The sequence below is a fragment of the uncultured Algoriphagus sp. genome, assembly GCF_963974835.1.
Classification (GTDB): Bacteria; Bacteroidota; Bacteroidia; order Cytophagales; family Cyclobacteriaceae; genus Algoriphagus.
The window spans coordinates 760,334-776,875 of record NZ_CAXBET010000001.1 but is presented as its reverse complement, the minus strand read 5'-3'; the positions used below and the strand labels follow the sequence as shown (position 1 = coordinate 776,875).

The following is a 16,542-nucleotide window of genomic DNA, read 5'->3' as shown; positions in this document are numbered from 1 at the left end:
TGATTAGACAGCTCCTGCTAGTCTCGGTTTAATTGAAACCAAAAGGGTTTTTGTTAAGAAATCTAAAAGACCTATCTCTCCTCGGTCAATTCTTTACGCTCGCTTGGCCTCACTTCTTTTGGTTTGATCAATAATCTGAGACTTGGATCAAAGCTTAGGTAATTCCAAGACCAGTCCAGAAATATGACCACTTTATTTTTCACCCCAAGAATAGCCATCAGGTGCACAAATAGCCATGTAAACCAGGCAAGTATTCCTTGAAACTTAATAAAAGGCAAATCAACCACCGCAAGTTTTCTACCCACAGTAGCCATAGAGCCTAAATCTTTATATTTGAAAATCTTCCTTTGCTTCCCTTCCTCAATTTTCTGAAGATTATTCGCAAGACAAACCGCCTGTTGAATCGCAACCTGTGCTACCTGAGGATGCCCTCTAGGATAATCTTCTTGGATCATGATGCTAATATCTCCTAGCGCATAGACATCTGGACATCCTTTAATTTCTGAAAAATCATCCACATATATCCTCCCATTTGGGGCGTACATTTCATCCTCTAATCCACCAATCCTATTTGGCTTAATACCCGCAGCCCATAATAATGTCTGGGTTTGAATAGGCTCTTTGTCCTTCAATATAACTTCATTGCCATTATAATCTTGCACCATCGTGTTGAGCATCACATCTACTCCTAGATCCTCCAAGTATTTCAAAGCATATTCCTTGGATTTTTTGGACATTGGAGGCAAGAGCTCTGGCCCAGCTTCTATGAGAACTATCTTCATATTCTGAAAATTCAGCTCAGGGTAATCTTTGGGAAAAACATTGTTCCTGAGATCGGCCATTGCTCCCGCCAGCTCCACTCCAGTAGGACCTCCACCCACAATTACCATATTCATCAGTGATTTGCGGTCCTCTGACTTTTCTATATTGATCGCTCGCTCGTAATTTGAAATTATTTTATTCCGTATATAAAGTGCTTCTGACACAGTTTTCATTGGAGAAGAAGTCTCTTCAATGTTTTTGTTTCCAAAGTAATTTGTATCAGCTCCCATAGCCATTACTAGGTAGGTGTAATCCAGGTAGCCCATATCGGTATAGACTCGCTTTATCTTAGGATCAAAATGATCCACTTGGGCCATCCGAAAAGTAGCATTTTTAGTCCCGTGGAAAATCTTACGAAGAGGAAATGAAATAGCGCTCGGCTCCAATCCAGAGGTGGCCACTTGGTAAAAAAGTGGCTGAAATTGATGATAGTTGTGCTTGTCAAGGAGGATTACTTGAAATTTCTTATTCATCAGCTTCATGGCTAACTTCAAGCCACCGAAGCCAGCTCCCACAATTACTACTTTTGGCAAATCCGATTTAGGAATATTTGGCAGAGGTTGGGATAGAAAATCCGGCATGGTAAGAGTGTTTTAATTACTTATCGGGTACTGGATATTTTGGGCAAATTTCTGAATGGAAATTACCAAATCTTTTCTTTGAACATCTGATTTTTCAGCCTAAACGAAAAGAATTGCTAATTTTACCACCCTAATATTTATAACCATGGGAAGAGCATTTGAATTCAGAAAAGAACGAAAATTCAAGCGTTGGGACAAAATGTCCAAAGTTTTCACGCGACTAGGCAAAGAAATCGTAATGGCGGTAAAATCAGGTGGACCTGATCCTGCTTCAAATCCCAGACTTCGTACCATAATACAAAATGCCAAGGGTGCCCAAATGCCCAAGGACAGAATAGAAGCGGCCATCAAGCGTGCTTCAAATAAAGACGAGAAAGATTATGAGGAAGTAGTTTATGAAGGTTATGGGCCATTTGGAATCGCTGTAGTAGTAGAAACCTCCACAGACAACATCAATCGTACGGTAGCTAACGTAAGGAGCTATTTCTCCAAAGCCGGTGGTTCACTAGGTACTTCTGGCTCGGTGGTATTCATGTTCGATAGAAAAGCTGTTTTCCGATTTGCAAAAGCAGACTTTGATCTCGAAGAACTGGAGTTTGAATTAATTGATTTTGGATTAGTTGATATAGATGAAAACGAAGGAGAGATTTTCGTTTACACGGAGTTTGAAGACTTCGGAACAATGCAAAAAGCACTTGAAGAGAAACATATTGAAGTAATCAGCGCGGATTTTCAGCGCTTCCCCTCCACCCTTACTGAGCTTGATGAAGAGCAGGAAGAGATCATCAATAAGATGATCGAAAAAATGGAAGAGGATGATGACGTAAACCAAATTTTCACAAACATGGCCTAGGCACCTGCCTAGGCTTTTTTATTCTATGAATTTCCCCAAAAGAGAAAATTTTCAGGCTTCACAAAAGCCACTAATAATTGTCGGAAGCAAAAATCCAGTAAAAGTAGCCTGCACAGAGTCTGCATTCACTGAAGCATTCCTTAAGGGCTTTGTTGTAAACGGGATTCATGCAGCATCTCAAGTATCAAATCAACCCAGAGGTGATGATGAAACTTATCTGGGAGCAAGAAACCGGGTAATGAATGCTAAATCAAGCTTCCCGGAAGCAGATTATTGGGTGGGTATAGAAGGTGGTATCGCAGAAGATGAACGAGGAATGTATGCTTTTGCATGGATATTTATTGAAGATAAATCAGGATTGAATGGAAAATCAAAGACTGGCACTTTCTATCTTCCAGAAGGGATAGCCAAGCTAATTCATTCGGGTATGGAACTTGGTGAAGCTGACGATGAATTTTTCAAGCAAGAAAATTCCAAGCAAAATGGAGGATCTGTAGGAATTCTAACTCACGGAACTTTAACAAGACAAGGCTATTATAATCAGGCGATTATACTTGCCCTTATTCCATTTCTAAATAAGGACCTTTATTAAATGAAATGGTTTCTATAATTTTTTTATAAAAGTTTCTCATATTCGAAAAAAAAATGAGTATTATTGAATAATTGAAATTTAAAACTTTGATTTATCCAAATGTTACGGAATATTACAATTCGCTTTTGGACATCAACGGTAGTAAAAGTTGCTTAAATCACCCCTATCATTAAGTAGCTATAGACCTCTCAGATGAGAGGTCTATTTTTTTAAATTTCTTAAGAAATTGTGTAATGCAATTCTCCAATCTGGGTCCGCATCCCATTCGGGCCCAATATAGAGTTCATCTCGAACTAATAATTTGATGTAATATTTTACTACAATACGAGAACCTTCCTCGCTTTCTTTAGGCTCCAATCCCATGCTCTTCATCAAATCTGCCTCTCTTCCTTCTACCTTAACTAAAAGGAATTGGACTCTATCGCTAATCAACTCCTGATCCGTTTTTGCTTCTGTAAGCCATTCGATTTGATATGGATATTCCTGCTTAAGTACTTGCTCTATCCCGGATTTCTGAGCTGCTTGATCAGCCAAAATTGCCCCTTGCGATTTGCCATACATGTCATATCTAAAATAACTCAGCAAGCCTGTCTGCGCTGATGATCCTTCAATTGTAATTCCCAATTTAAATACATCAAGATTAAGAGGGTTACTTGCTAAAAACTTTTCACTGGTAGAAGTTTCCGCAGCTTCAACTGTAAGAAATTCAGGCACATCCAATACCAAGATATTATGAGAAGGTTGATTCTTCCCGATTAAGGCAAACTGACTTGCAGCCTCTCCTATATCACTACCACTAATTCCAAATAATGATGTAGAAGGAATAATCTGTCCGTCTCCCGAAAATGGCGCCACATGAATGCTCATTCTATCCTTTTGTCGGGTCACCAGAATAATATTTTTAACAATTCTGCTTTGAAATTCTTTAGCATAAACAGCCTGAACAGCCTCCGAAAGTGCTACTTTCTCCAACTCATAATATGCTACAGGATCCCCACCAGCTTTTACGAGGGAATTATGAATGCTATCTGCCACTTCCATCCATGTCATGACTGGTCTAGCTCCCGGATCAGCAGAAATAAATACCACAGATTTTCCATCAAAAAATGTCTGTGGTAAATTCCCCTGAGCAGAAACCAAGGAAAGATTTGTACATAGAATAATAACTAGCAGGATATTATATTTCATGAATTCAGAGGTGTGATCCACTAAGCTTATTAATTTTACCAATATACATAACGCAAAATACTTTCATTGATGCATCCAACAATCAAAAGTGCCCTAAGTTGTTTATTATTTCTAGTTATTCTTCAGGCAAACTGCCAAAGTATTGCTAGCAAAAGCCTACTGGAAAATATTAAGTTTTTGTCCTCAGATGAGCTAAAAGGAAGGAAAACAGGCAGCGAAGGAAACTTAGAAGCAAGGAAATTTATTTTGGATCAATTCAAAAGTATGGAACTGCAAACACATTACGAAGATCATCAGCAGAAATTCAGTTTTGAAAACAGAAGAGAAAAAAAGACCTACGAGGACGCAGTAAATATTGTGGGCTTCGTAGCTGGTAATTCCACCAAGAAGTTAATAGTCATTACAGCCCATTATGATCACGTCGGTATAGGAAAACCCAACGCATCAGGTGACTCAATATACAATGGAGCAGATGATAATGCTTCTGGAACGGCTGCGTTGATTGAGCTGGCAAAATATTTCAAAGAAAACAGGCCGGAGCATTCTATGATTTTTGCTGCTTTGGATGGCGAAGAGATGGGTTTACAGGGAGCTAAAGCGCTTGTGAAAGACTTTCCATTCGCTATGGATCAAGTCGTATTAAATATTAATATGGATATGATTTCCAGAAATGAAAAAGGAGAATTATACGCATCTGGTACATATTATAATCCATCACTAAAGACTATTCTGGAATCTGCAGCAAATGGATCCACTCCCAAGCTGATGTTTGGGCATGATGAGCCAAATACTGGCGGGGATAACTGGACCCAATCTTCAGACCATGGTCCTTTCTTCACTGCGAATGTCCCTCACATCTATTTTGGAGTAGAGGATCATCCAGATTATCATAAGCCAAGTGATTCTTTTGAAAATATAGATGAGGATTTTTATGTCAATGCGGTCAATCTTATCCTGAAGTGTACCTTAGCATTGGACGCAGAATTACCTAAAGAGTAGCGAATACTCTTTTCATTCATATACTTCTTACTTACATTAGAATTTAAAGCACGCTACTAACGCGATATTTTGGCTAAACCAGACTTCATCACCAGGCTCTTGATATGGAGGCTCAGACACATGAGCAACCAAACCTTTATCCTAATTCTTAGTGGGATAATTGGAATTCTCTCTGGCCTTGCCGCAGTTATTCTAAAACAAAGTGTTCATGCGATACAGCATTTTCTTACAGAAGGATTCTATAAAGAATATGCTAATTTTCTCTATATCATATACCCACTTATAGGTATTTCGGCGGCCTATTTCCTTGGAAAATTTATTTTCAAAGATGGAGGGGGTCATGGTATACCGGATATTCTATTTACAATATCAAAGAAACAAAGCATCATAGCTAGAGTAAAGACCTACAGTCGGGTGTTCACTTCTGCCATTACAGTAGGGTTTGGAGGATCAGTGGGTCTTGAAGCTCCTATGCTGGTTACGGGATCGGCCATTGGCTCCAATGTAGGTTCTCTGGTACATCTAAATGCCAAAAAGCGAACGCTTTTGATAGGTTGTGGAGCAGCAGCAGCGATTTCTTCCATTTTCGGAGCTCCTATTGGAGGAGTGATTTTCGCTATTGAAGTTATCTTGATGGAGATCAGTACAGCTAGCTTTATTCCGCTACTGATAGCCACAGTGACTGGTTCTTTGACCTCCATGGTTCTTATTGGTAAAGATTCAGCATTTAATTTCAAATTGACAGATAGTTTTCAGGCGTCGCATATGCCTTATTACTTACTGTTGGGAATTGCATGTGGATTGGTTTCTCTCTATTTCAGCCAAGCAGTGCGAAAGACAGAATCTCTTATGGAAGGTCTGGAAAGCCAAGCATTGAGAATTCTCTATGGGGGAGCTATTTTGGGAATCATGGTATTTTTCCTGCCTCCAATCTATGGCGAGGGGTATGATACCCTGAATACACTCATAGAGGGAAATTCAAGTCAGTTGTTGGAAAAAAGCCCCTTCTTTTCAATTATTGAAAATCCATATTTGATTATCGTTTTCTTGATTTTTATAATCCTGGTTAAACCTGTAGCAGCCGCAGTTACACTCGGTGCTGGCGGGAGCGGAGGAGTCTTTGCACCTTCACTTTATGTTGGAGGCATATTAGGTTTTCTTTTTGCGTATTCCAGCAACCTATTCCACTTTACGATTCCGCTTCCGCTGGCCCACTTTACTTTAGTCGCCATGTGTGGGGTAATGGCTGGGGCTCAGCACGCTCCACTTTCGGCAATATTCTTAATCGCAGAAATCACTGGAGGATACGAACTCTTCATTCCATTAATGTTTGTCTCAGCAATCTCATACGTCACCAAAACAGCTTATCAGAAAGATAGCATCTATATGCTACAGCTCAAGGAAAAGGGTCGACACCTTCCAGAATCAAAAGATCAGGAGCTACTTGAACTCATCACAATCACCCATGTAATCGAGCGGGACCTACTTCCAATACATCCTGATTCCAAACTGAAAGATTTAATCAGCCTTGTAAAAATCTCTAAAAGGAATATTTTTCCTGTTGTAGATGAGCACAAAGCTTTACGTGGAATAGTTACTTTGGATGATATCAGGGACATTATGTTTGATAGGGAAAAGCAAGAAAGAATTCTCATCAAAGAACTGATGCACAGTCCTCCAGAAATCCTATTGGCTACTGAGAATATGCAAAAAGCAATGGAGAAATTTGAATTATCGGGTGCTTGGAACCTCCCTGTAATAGAAGATGGTAAATATTTAGGCTTCGTGTCAAAGTCTAGAATCTTCAATGCATACCGAAAACGCCTCATTAAACAAAAGCAGGATTAATCGATTTAAGAAGAATCTTTGGAGGTACAGATTATCCACTTATTTACTCGCATATAATAAGAAGTTTTTTCAAGTTAGCCTCCTTTATCCACAATATTACCTTTAAAAACTTACTTATAAATATCTGAATTACTGATAGTTAGAAGTGTTGTGTTAATAAGTGTGGATAAATTATCTAAAATGTGGATAAAAATCTCTTGCATTTTTTAAACCGCAAATAAAGCCTTTAGAAAGGGGTTTTCCGCTATTTAAAATCTGTTGTGATGTCGCCTTTCAAATCCAAAAACACGTCCGATATCGCCCGTTTCTAAAATAAAATTCTGAACAAGCATTTTTCAGTTTAATAAAAATATATTCATGCATCCCTCAAACTCAATTGAAGGAATTATACTATCAAATCAGTAAAATAATCCAAATTTAACAGGGGAAATCCAACTCTTATATACCCATACCGATTGGAGGTAGATTATTCATTTGCCTCAGGATCCAGCTTTGTCGACCAGTGATATAGCCAGTTGGCTTTGCAGGCGACCAGCGTCGTGGATTAGGGAGTACTGCAGCGATGAGAGCAGCCTGATTACGATTAAGTTTGGCAGCAGGTTTATTGAAGAAGGTCTGAGAAGCAGCTTCAATCCCATAGATTCCATCTCCCATTTCTATCACATTCAGGTACACTTCCATGATTCGCTCCTTAGGCCAGATGAGTTCTACCAGTACTGTGAAATAGGCTTCAAGCCCTTTTCTTAGATAAGTTCTAGAAGGCCACAAAAACACATTCTTTACTGTCTGCTGAGTAATTGTACTTGCTCCTTTCACTCGCTTTCCCTTTTTATTATTCTCCCAGGCTTTTTCCATAGCATCAATATCAAACCCATGATGATCCAGAAATTTTTGATCTTCTGCAGCAAAAACAGCCTGTGGGGCGTTTTTGGAAATCTCACTAAAAGGTACCCAGTCTTTGCGAAAACGAACTTCCTTTTCTGAATCAAAGGTTTGCTCAAAAAAACGAATCACCATTAATGGTGTGATGGGCACAGGTAGAAATCGGTAGATTACAGTCAGTCCTATGGAAATAATAAAAAACCACATCGTGACTTTCCAAATCAATCTCCAAACCCATTTTAAAATCTTCATAAAACAAAGTTAAACTGTAGCACTAATCTGTACAAAATGGTAGAAGAAGACTGCATTTTCATCTTCTGAGAGTAAATCAAGATCATTTTCCATAGCCAAAATATCATGAGATGAAATTAGTCCGGCATCTATCATCCCTAAACCAGCACTTTTCATCAATCCTTTCCAATACTGTGTAATCTTTTTAAGGTCACCCGGAGTTCTCTGATCAAGATGAAATCCTCCATGAAATAATTCGATTTCTTTGTACCCAGCTTGCAAAAGCAAATTTCCAAGATTGGCTCCTATGTCAGGATTCCCCCCGATACTTCTCTGGAAACGATTATACGCATCATAGTATTTGGACAATCCAGATAAGGGAGGGTTAAAGTAAAAACTAGAATTAAATACCTCAGTAAACCAAAGTTTAGCACCAGAAAGTAAGTAGGGTTTAATAGCTTCCAAAACATCATAGGCATTAGGAATGTGTTCCAAAGTCCAGCAGACAAACAAACTATCATACTTCCCATCCAGCTTCAACTTTATAGCATCTTGGCAGACAAATCTTAGCCTATCTTCAGCAAAGGCCAAATTCTGTTTGGCTCTTTCAATTTGGCTTTGAGAATAATCAACGCAAGTTATCTCCACATTAGGATATAGTCTCAGCAAGGTGTCTGTCTGTGCTCCTACTCCTGATCCGATTTCAAGTAGCTTTTTGCATCCATCAAAATCGATTCTACTATAAATAAGGGATCCGAGCACTCCCGCCTGATCCATCAGTCGCTGCTGCTCAGCCGGGATAAATCCGTGTAAGTACGTCGTCATTTGCCTTCGATTTTGGATTCGAAATTATCATTTAAAAATAGGATAATGGTAATTATCCTATTTTATAGCTTCTTTAATATAATTGGCTCAGACATTTTTGACGCGACGCTTTCCATGATAAATTTTAGATCACCGTATTCCAATGCAGGAAATGTGGAATTTATTAATTCAACCTTAGAACTGACCTTCAACTCTTTTTCTAACGCATCTACCTGAAAAGAGAATTTTACTCCCTTGGAAGGAATTGTAATTACTTGATCCTCAGGAAAATCATCCAACACATATCCTTCGGGGATGGTGAAACTAACATTAAAACTTTCGAAAATCGGGAAATCAAATTCTATAGGAAGTATTCTGCTATCCTGAGTAAAAGGGTTGTTTGCGAAAGAAGAAAGTTCAAACGGCTTTACAAATACAAAGTCGTCAGAGGTTTCCACATCTGTTTTATACCGCATAGTCACCATTCGTTTATCCTTCAGCTGATTGTCATAAGTGAAATCAATTATTTCCGCATCAATCCCCATTTCCTTCAATGATTTCTCATAAGAACTATTCTCCAGCATATCTACAGCTTCCATTGCACTGTAATCCAAAAATCTCAGCGTATGGGAAAGTTGAAGATTTTGCGTGGAATCAACCTCCAAATTAACTAAGTGAATAATTCCAGAGCGATGCTTTACTTTGATATTATCTAATCTTCCTTTGTTTTCCTCCATGAAAAATCCTCTTGGAACAAACTTTCTCATCGGCACCAGACCAAAAGGGGTAATGGAGTCAGCGGCATCCAAAAAAACTTCTTCGCCATCTATCTTCGTTAGCAAAATAGAGCTACGAAATTGATTGATATATGGCTTTTCAATCAAAGTACTTCTACCTATTCCACGCTCGTTTACCATCACTATATAAGAATCTATACCCTCTAACTTCAATAAATGTGAAAGCAATAAATTCTTATCGAAGCTATTCCCTTCCTTCTTTACTAAAAAATCCTGCACCGTATAATAGGGTTCTAGCCAGCGTGAAGAGTATGCCTTATAATTTCTTGAAACGTAATCGAAAATCTTAATTGCAGTAGCTTTCTGGGTGGAGTCTTTAAATACTACTTCGGGGTATTTAGCTTTTGCGACCTTCCCTCCTAAATAGGTAGCTGTCTCAGTCCCTTTCAATAGCATATTTGCAGTCTGATTCCATGATGCATAAAAAATATCCGATGTTTCCACTGTTTTCTCATCCACATACTCACTGGTAAAGAGATATCCGTCTACTCTAACCTGAAAATCCATTATGCTTCCCACATGTGGCTCCTCAGGAAGAGAGTGAATATTCTTTACAGTCCAAGAATAGGTATTCTTTCTATCAGATATTTGAGCAACTTCCTGAAGTACCTTTCCCTGAGTGATCATTTGGTATTGGTAAAAATCAGGAGCTTTAAAAGTATATTTACTTACTAACGCAGGGATGTTTTTTTGAAAAGCCCAACCATCCAATAAACTAATGGAGCGATCCATTTTGGTGTAAGTATATTCCAAAATAGATCCTTTTTTCACATTTGGAAAAACTATTCGGAACTCAAACATCCCATCGCCTAAATCAACTTCTTTGATATGAACCTTATTGGAAAGCTGCACTATTTTTCTTTCCGCACCGTCCAGATAGCTTACTTGTGCTTTTAGCCTTGTGATATCCTCAGTTAGGTAATCTCCTTTGTAGAAAAGAATCCTAAAATCTCCAAAACCTTCTGAATTGTCATCCAAAACCTTAATTCTGAAGCTATAGTCAGTGTATATACCATTAATTTTAAAATAGGAGTTTGCCTCCTCATATAAGGTCACCTGTTTCGCTTCGGGTTCAAACGGGACAAGTTCAAGTGCTAATTCTTCTTCAGAATACTCACCAAATACAACCTGACCATGTGACAATAAAGGGAAAAGTAAAATGAGAAAGCAGGGGATTTTAAATCCCCCGAAATTCAGTCTCATTAGGGATTAGATTGCTTTTTTAAGACCACAGGCTCAGAAAGTTTTGATGCTACACTTTCCATAAAATACTTCAGATTTTGATATTCGCTTGCTGGGATCAGTGGAGCATTCACCATAAGCCTAGCTGTAATTTTAAGATTATCATTTATTATTGAAGGGGAGTAAATAAAAGTCACATATTCTCCTTCTATGGTATAACCCGCCTCCAGCGGATAATCGTCTATTTCATATCCGTTAGGGACACTAACTATAGTATTGTATGTCTCAGTAAATGCATATCCAAAATCAACTGGAAAAACCCGATACTCTTGTGTAAAAGGATTTTCTGCAAATGAAGAAAATTTAAGTGGACTAAAGAGAATCATTTCTTCATCAACATTCTCAGCGAATTTCATGTCAAAATTTATAGTTACCATATCCTTTTCTTCCAGGATATTATTCACTTTAAAATTTTCATAAACCACACCTTCTTCTTCATCGAAGAGCTTTTCCAAAGTTTCATTTCTTTTTTGAATCCCTTCTATCTTCTGAGCCAAGTTGAGACCTCTATAACTAAAATTTCGGAGAGAATTCTGCATCACCAATTGGCCTTCTTCATTTAACTTTACCTGACTGTAATATGAGGAATTGGAATTATGTTGAATGGCTATAGGAATTAGTCTGCTTTGTTCTTTTTGCAAATACAATCCACCTGAAACATGCTTGTCCAGGTCCACATATCCAAAAGGTGCATCCGAGAGAGACAAGTCCAAATATTGCGGTTTACCATCTAGATCAGCAAGCAAAATGATTTCATCAAACTGGTTTAGAAATGGAAAGGGAACTATGTCACTGCGGCCATAGCCTTTACTGCCGATCAAAACAGGTTCGCACGTTATTCCTTCAGACTTTAATACTCCCATTAGTGCCAACATGAGTTCCGCTGGGCTTCCTACTTTTGATTTTAATAGCTGATTAAGGTTTTGCTCCGGATAAATCCAATCTTCTCCCTCCACCCTAAAGTTATTTCTTAAATAATAGTAAGCATTTTTCGCAGTTTCTAACTGTGTATTTCCTTTTAAATTCACCTCAAGCAATTCCTTCTCAATGGGATTGCTTCTATAAAAACCTTTTTGATTATAAATAGAGATTACTTCATTTCCGAGCACCTCCCAAGTATTCAACATATTCTTCCATTCTGGTCCATTCAAACCTGAGATTTGGTACGATGCTAATTGAAACTCTATCCTATCCACATAATCCCTATAATTCTTCATAAATGGCTCTTCTTTAAGAGAATGAATATTCCTGAGAGTCCAACTATGATTATCATATTCAGAAGATTTTTCTACGTTTACTGAATAGTTTTGTCCTTGGCCCAGCGTCCTATATTCTAAGGACGGGATCATTTTAATCCCATACTTGCTATAAAGTGTAGGTAATTTATTTTGAAATGTCCACCCGTCGATGAATGTGATATTTTTATCAGCCTTCTTATATTGATATTCAATAATTGACCCTACCTGTACATTAGGAAATGAGATCCGCATCTCCCGATAGCCATCATTCAGATCCACATCAAAAATCCCATCCTTGGAAACCTTAATGGTTTCTCCCTTTCCATTTTCAAAATTTGTTGTCTGTGCTTTTATCGCACTTATGTTTTCAGTGCCTTTACCGCCAACGTAATAACGTACTCGAATATCAGCATACTCTTTGCCCGCATCTGCCAGAACTTTCAACCGAACATAATAGGTGGTTTCCAATATTCCTGAGAAGAATTTCGAGTCTCCCTGGGAGACCAATATTACGGCTGGAGCATCTTTCTCATAGGGCACTTCGGATAGGCCAATATCACTTTCATCGAACTCACCCATCTTATACGATTGGGAAAAAGCCAGACTGGAAACAAGTAAACAAACAAGGGTAAGTAGAGTTTTATTCATGTGATTGGGCAGATATGTTTTTGATAAAATAGAAATTTGTTGCGCCTAATGAGTTTATACGTTTTATAAGTTCTGTTTTAGATTCATCAGTGAATGTTTCATCGAGGGATAGATTAATTCCTCTGCTGACATTAAGCTTTTTTCCATCAAGCTTAGTCTGCAGCGTCACTTTTACTCCTTGTTCCTCCAGCACGATATTTTCAGATAAATTTTCAGCATCCATAGCTTCAGGAAGTTCAATCTGATATTCATCAATCTGGTTCAAAGAATTATTGGCAAGCATTTCCTCAGTTATCTTCCCCAAAAACGGCTTTAGAATCAGACGCTTGGAAGTATTCTGTACAAATTTCTGAATAAATCCATCGTAGCGGACGTCTGCCAATAACAGGGAGTCTTTGCGATCAACGTTAAGTTCATACTGATCTATGATCAAACCGGAGACAGGAGAATTGCGATTGAAATAATCCCTCTGCTGTCTGGTATCCATGTATTGCTTAACCGAGAGAATGTTCTCCGCAAAATTTCCCTCCACATTTATTTTTGTAGAGATGGTTGCATTACCTTCTTTGTTAATAATGACCTCATTTTTACTGTGTATAGCATTCCAGTCAGATGAATTATAGGAAGGTGTCTTGGTGAGGTAGCCACCTTTTTCATTGATCACCAGCACGTGCCTATCCTTGGTAAAATCTCCAAGAAATCCCGCAGGAAGAGAATTGGAAGTGCACTCCAGCCATATTGGACTTTTGCCATCTTTCATTGGAACTTGTAAGATCACGTGGTTGAACTGACTGGAGGGAAGATCAATCTCGATATCGTCAGCATCTTTTCCCGCTAGCACCAATGTGTAATTTGAAGGAATTTCAACTGCACTTAGCATAGCTTGCATTAGATTTGTCAAACCTTTGCAATCTCCATAAGAGTATTTTACAACATCTTCAGCAAGCATGGTCTGCCATCCACCAATTCCTAGCTGAATGCTTACATAGCGGTAGTTTTTTTGCAGATATCCATAGAGGATTTGAATCTTCTCATAGTCCGTTTCAGCCTTAGAGACCATTTCAAAAAGCTTGGCCTTAAAAGCTGGAGGTAAAGTCTTACGCCCTTCATTAAGTTTGTATTGCCAGGCAGCAAGTCCTGACCAATCTTCCATCTTTCCTACATAATCCCCCATGGCAAATCCTATAGGTGCTAGCAGTAGCTTGTGATCATCTTCCTTTTTCAAGTCGGGAGTTTGGACGGGCAGATCAGTTTCCACCCAAGTCACTTCTACTTTATTATCAACAATTTTTTCAGACTTTTCTCCAAGCAGATTCAGAGCTTTATACCGAATCCCAATTTTCTCCGGATATACTACTGTAAGTACAGACTTAGTTACCTTTTGATTATAGCGTTGTACTGGAATCCAATTACCAATTTGGAAATTGCTGGACGATTTTGTTTTTATTTTAACATTGACCTCAACTGGAAATTTGCTGCTTCTTATTTCATAATATTTATGTCTATTGTCGTCAAAGATGCTACTGGTGGAATATATAGAAGCATCATTCATATCTCTAGCCTTTGCTTTTTGTATAGTTTTACCACTCTCAGGATCTATTATTTCTATCTCTACATTTTCTATTTCTACAAGCTTATCATAGAAGACAGAAGTGAAGGCATGTGGTAATCCTTCCGGAGAAAAAATTGTAAATTTTCTTTCAATAGTTTCTATAACTTCATAAGAATCTAATATTTCAATTCGCTGATTTTCTGAAAGAAATGAGTGAACAGGAACTGGATCAACTTTAGTTATAGAATCAGCTGGATGTTGAAATCCAAATAACAAGTGAGCAACTACAATTATTAAATACATAAGAAAATCGCCTAATATATCGCACAAAGTAGAAGGATTTTTAATAAAACTAAACTTCTATTAAAAAAATAATTTTAGTAAAATATGCACTTATCTCAGCCCGTAAAGTTGCCTTAATACTAAATTATTTCGCTTGTAAATACGGGCAAAACTTCCCTAATTTGGCCTCTAACAAATGAAATAACCCCATGCCTCCTGTAATTATTGGTAGTTTTGAAGAGTTCGAACAGCATAACGGACAAGATCTAGGGACCTCTGAATATTTCCACATCACCCAAGAGCAGATAAATATTTTTGCCAAAGCAACACATGACCATCAATGGATCCACACGGACCCGGATCGAGCAAAAGTCGAAGGCGCTTTTGGTAACACGATTGCACATGGCTATCTCACGCTTAGCATTGTCCCTCATCTATGGGAACAAATTGTGGATGTGAGGAATTTAAAAATGATGATCAACTATGGCATTGAGTCGCTCCGATTTGCAAATCCAGTGCTCGTGGATAGTGAGGTACGTCTGGCTGCAAAATTAAAGAATGTAGCTAATCTGCGGGGAACTGTGAAGGCCGAGGTAGAGGTAAAACTCGAAATCAAAGATCAAAAGAAGCCTGCTTTTACGGGTGTGCTGATCTTCTTATATCACTTTCAGTAAGTCTTAGTACTCCTTATTTAATGTTAAAACTCTCTGTTTAAGCGAAATATAAATATAAAATCAATAGTACGATTAGGTAATTAAAAGTTGAGCAAATATATTAGTTGATGCCAATCTCTAATTATATGAAACTTATTTCAGCTCTTATTATCCTTTTAGCATTTTCATTTTTTGCTTGCGAATCACCTAGTTCTTCTTCAGAAACAGAAGTCAGTAATCTTAACTTAGAGATCACTGACTCAATTCGTATAGACTACATCGGTAAACTCAACCTCATGGATGTCAATCCGGATTTCAAAATGATTCTGCTTTTTGATCCTCAAAAAATGAAATTCGTCAGTACTGATTTTGAAGGAAAAATTCTCGGTGAATTCAGTAAAAACAGGGATGCTCCAGATGGATTTGGCTCTTACCCAATGGCGGCTGGAAGATTTAATGAAAACAAAAATATTCAGGTAGTTTCAATGTTTGGAATCTTCGAATACGACCTTGAAGGCAATTTGCTGAATAGTGCTAAGATCCCAAGAGATGAAATTCTACCTTTCAGTGGTAGGGCAGATGCTAAGCGTGAGATCAAATTTGTAAATGATAAAATACTTCTAGCTGGATCAATTGCTCGTGGAGAGTACAACAAGACCCAACCAGAGTTTTACGACACCTATTTGCAGCTAGTCTGGGCTGATCCTAAAACTACAACATTTGAACAGTTTCTATCATTAGATTCCGCCAGTATATTCCAAAACAACATGTCCCATGAGCCATCAACTCTGTCAACTTCCTTTGATGTGGTAAATGATCAGCTGTATGTCATTTCTGGGATAGATCCATTTTTGAATATTTACGAAATTGAACCTCCCTATTCCAAACTAAAAAGAATTCCTCTAGAGCTAACAGACTATAAATTAAATATGGGTGAGGATCCAAAAAAAGCAGACCCAAGAGCAATAAGCTATGATCCGTCATATGGTATTATTCAGAAATTGGTACAAGTCGGAGATAAGCTGTTAATCACTTATGAAACTGGATATAGTGAAGAGGATGCATTACGTTCACGGGAAAAGATGTCTCAAACAGAATGGGAAGATTTTTATTCCCGCCTCAAAGAAAAATATAAACTTCGCTACCAAATTCTTGATCTAGATGGCAAATTGCTCACTGATGCTGAAATCACTAACGGTCTCAGCGATATGTATGTTGGTCGTAATGGGGCACTCTGGTTTTTGGGAAAAGCAGAAACTGACGTAGAAGAGGATTTTTATACAGTTTACGAAGTGAATATTAAATAGAAAAGCCGGATCAAAGACCCGGC

13 protein-coding genes are annotated in these 16,542 nt (G+C 38.1%); 6 read left to right on the top strand and 7 right to left on the bottom strand.

Annotated elements, in window-relative coordinates:
* Positions 1-71: 71 nt before the first annotated feature.
* The gene (locus AACZ73_RS03540) at positions 72-1,403 is read right to left on the bottom strand and encodes an NAD(P)/FAD-dependent oxidoreductase (protein ID WP_339875465.1); all 1,332 of its coding nucleotides are present in this window, start codon (positions 1,401-1,403) and stop codon (positions 72-74) included.
* A 145-nt stretch (positions 1,404-1,548) separates the two neighbouring features.
* Here AACZ73_RS03540 and AACZ73_RS03535 point away from each other — a divergent pair, with 145 nt between their 5' ends.
* Complete coding sequence (locus AACZ73_RS03535) at positions 1,549-2,256, top strand: YebC/PmpR family DNA-binding transcriptional regulator (RefSeq protein ID WP_339875464.1); 708 nt, start codon at positions 1,549-1,551, stop codon at positions 2,254-2,256.
* Between the two features lie 25 nt (positions 2,257-2,281).
* Positions 2,282-2,848 (top strand): inosine/xanthosine triphosphatase, encoded by a 567-nt coding sequence (gene yjjX, locus AACZ73_RS03530; RefSeq protein ID WP_339875462.1) that lies wholly within the window; start codon positions 2,282-2,284, stop codon positions 2,846-2,848.
* A 201-nt stretch (positions 2,849-3,049) separates the two neighbouring features.
* On the opposite strand, the gene AACZ73_RS03525 is transcribed toward yjjX, so the two are convergent.
* A complete protein-coding gene (locus tag AACZ73_RS03525) occupies positions 3,050-4,036 on the bottom strand; it encodes an NTPase (RefSeq protein ID WP_339875460.1) in 987 nt (328 codons plus the stop codon).
* 69 nt (positions 4,037-4,105) lie between these two features.
* On the opposite strand from AACZ73_RS03525, the gene AACZ73_RS03520 reads away from it, so the two are divergent.
* Together AACZ73_RS03520 and AACZ73_RS03515 are read left to right on the top strand one after the other, a co-directional pair.
* Positions 4,106-5,035, top strand: coding sequence for a M28 family peptidase (locus tag AACZ73_RS03520; protein WP_339875459.1), 930 nt, complete (start codon positions 4,106-4,108; stop codon positions 5,033-5,035).
* 120 nt (positions 5,036-5,155) lie between these two features.
* Positions 5,156-6,883, top strand: coding sequence for a chloride channel protein (locus tag AACZ73_RS03515; RefSeq protein WP_339875457.1), 1,728 nt, complete (start codon positions 5,156-5,158; stop codon positions 6,881-6,883).
* Between the two features lie 438 nt (positions 6,884-7,321).
* On the opposite strand, the gene mtgA is transcribed toward AACZ73_RS03515, so the two are convergent.
* The 5 genes from mtgA to AACZ73_RS03490 all read right to left on the bottom strand — a co-directional run bounded on the left by mtgA (position 7,322) and on the right by AACZ73_RS03490 (position 14,580).
* Positions 7,322-8,017, bottom strand: a complete 696-nt coding sequence (gene mtgA, locus AACZ73_RS03510; RefSeq protein ID WP_339875455.1) for a monofunctional biosynthetic peptidoglycan transglycosylase — start codon at positions 8,015-8,017, stop codon at positions 7,322-7,324.
* A 9-nt stretch (positions 8,018-8,026) separates the two neighbouring features.
* Entirely contained in the window at positions 8,027-8,821 is a 795-nt protein-coding gene (locus AACZ73_RS03505) for a methyltransferase (protein ID WP_339875453.1), read from the bottom strand.
* Positions 8,822-8,883: 62 nt separating this feature from the next.
* Entirely contained in the window at positions 8,884-10,800 is a 1,917-nt protein-coding gene (locus AACZ73_RS03500) for a DUF3857 domain-containing protein (RefSeq protein WP_339875451.1), read from the bottom strand.
* Positions 10,800-12,725: a DUF3857 domain-containing protein gene (locus AACZ73_RS03495; protein ID WP_339875449.1), complete on the bottom strand. Its 1,926-nt coding sequence runs from the start codon at positions 12,723-12,725 to the stop codon at positions 10,800-10,802. Before AACZ73_RS03495 ends, AACZ73_RS03500 begins: the two co-directional genes overlap by 1 nt.
* Positions 12,718-14,580 carry a transglutaminase-like domain-containing protein gene (locus AACZ73_RS03490; RefSeq protein ID WP_339875447.1) on the bottom strand — a complete coding sequence of 621 codons (1,863 nt, stop codon included), beginning with the start codon at positions 14,578-14,580 and terminating at the stop codon, positions 12,718-12,720. The genes AACZ73_RS03495 and AACZ73_RS03490 overlap by 8 nt, the downstream gene beginning before the upstream one ends.
* Before the next feature lie 188 nt (positions 14,581-14,768).
* On the opposite strand from AACZ73_RS03490, the gene AACZ73_RS03485 reads away from it, so the two are divergent.
* Together AACZ73_RS03485 and AACZ73_RS03480 are read left to right on the top strand one after the other, a co-directional pair.
* The gene (locus tag AACZ73_RS03485; RefSeq protein WP_339875445.1) at positions 14,769-15,233 is read left to right on the top strand and encodes a MaoC family dehydratase; all 465 of its coding nucleotides are present in this window, start codon (positions 14,769-14,771) and stop codon (positions 15,231-15,233) included.
* Positions 15,234-15,358: 125 nt separating this feature from the next.
* Positions 15,359-16,519 carry a hypothetical protein gene (locus AACZ73_RS03480; RefSeq protein ID WP_339875443.1) on the top strand — a complete coding sequence of 387 codons (1,161 nt, stop codon included), beginning with the start codon at positions 15,359-15,361 and terminating at the stop codon, positions 16,517-16,519.
* Positions 16,520-16,542: the final 23 nt, after the last annotated feature.

Excerpts from the sequence above, each read along its gene's own strand:
- AACZ73_RS03540 (WP_339875465.1), bottom strand. The coding sequence starts at position 1,403 with ATGCCGGATTTTCTATCCCAACCTCTGCCAAATATTCCTAAATCGGAT.
- AACZ73_RS03535 (WP_339875464.1), top strand. The coding sequence starts at position 1,549 with ATGGGAAGAGCATTTGAATTCAGAAAAGAACGAAAATTCAAGCGTTGG.
- yjjX (WP_339875462.1), top strand. The coding sequence starts at position 2,282 with ATGAATTTCCCCAAAAGAGAAAATTTTCAGGCTTCACAAAAGCCACTA.
- AACZ73_RS03525 (WP_339875460.1), bottom strand. The coding sequence starts at position 4,036 with ATGAAATATAATATCCTGCTAGTTATTATTCTATGTACAAATCTTTCC.
- AACZ73_RS03520 (WP_339875459.1), top strand. The coding sequence starts at position 4,106 with ATGCATCCAACAATCAAAAGTGCCCTAAGTTGTTTATTATTTCTAGTT.
- AACZ73_RS03515 (WP_339875457.1), top strand. The coding sequence starts at position 5,156 with ATGAGCAACCAAACCTTTATCCTAATTCTTAGTGGGATAATTGGAATT.
- mtgA (WP_339875455.1), bottom strand. The coding sequence starts at position 8,017 with ATGAAGATTTTAAAATGGGTTTGGAGATTGATTTGGAAAGTCACGATG.
- AACZ73_RS03505 (WP_339875453.1), bottom strand. The coding sequence starts at position 8,821 with ATGACGACGTACTTACACGGATTTATCCCGGCTGAGCAGCAGCGACTG.
- AACZ73_RS03500 (WP_339875451.1), bottom strand. The coding sequence starts at position 10,800 with ATGAGACTGAATTTCGGGGGATTTAAAATCCCCTGCTTTCTCATTTTA.
- AACZ73_RS03495 (WP_339875449.1), bottom strand. The coding sequence starts at position 12,725 with ATGAATAAAACTCTACTTACCCTTGTTTGTTTACTTGTTTCCAGTCTG.
- AACZ73_RS03490 (WP_339875447.1), bottom strand. The coding sequence starts at position 14,580 with ATGTATTTAATAATTGTAGTTGCTCACTTGTTATTTGGATTTCAACAT.
- AACZ73_RS03485 (WP_339875445.1), top strand. The coding sequence starts at position 14,769 with ATGCCTCCTGTAATTATTGGTAGTTTTGAAGAGTTCGAACAGCATAAC.
- AACZ73_RS03480 (WP_339875443.1), top strand. The coding sequence starts at position 15,359 with ATGAAACTTATTTCAGCTCTTATTATCCTTTTAGCATTTTCATTTTTT.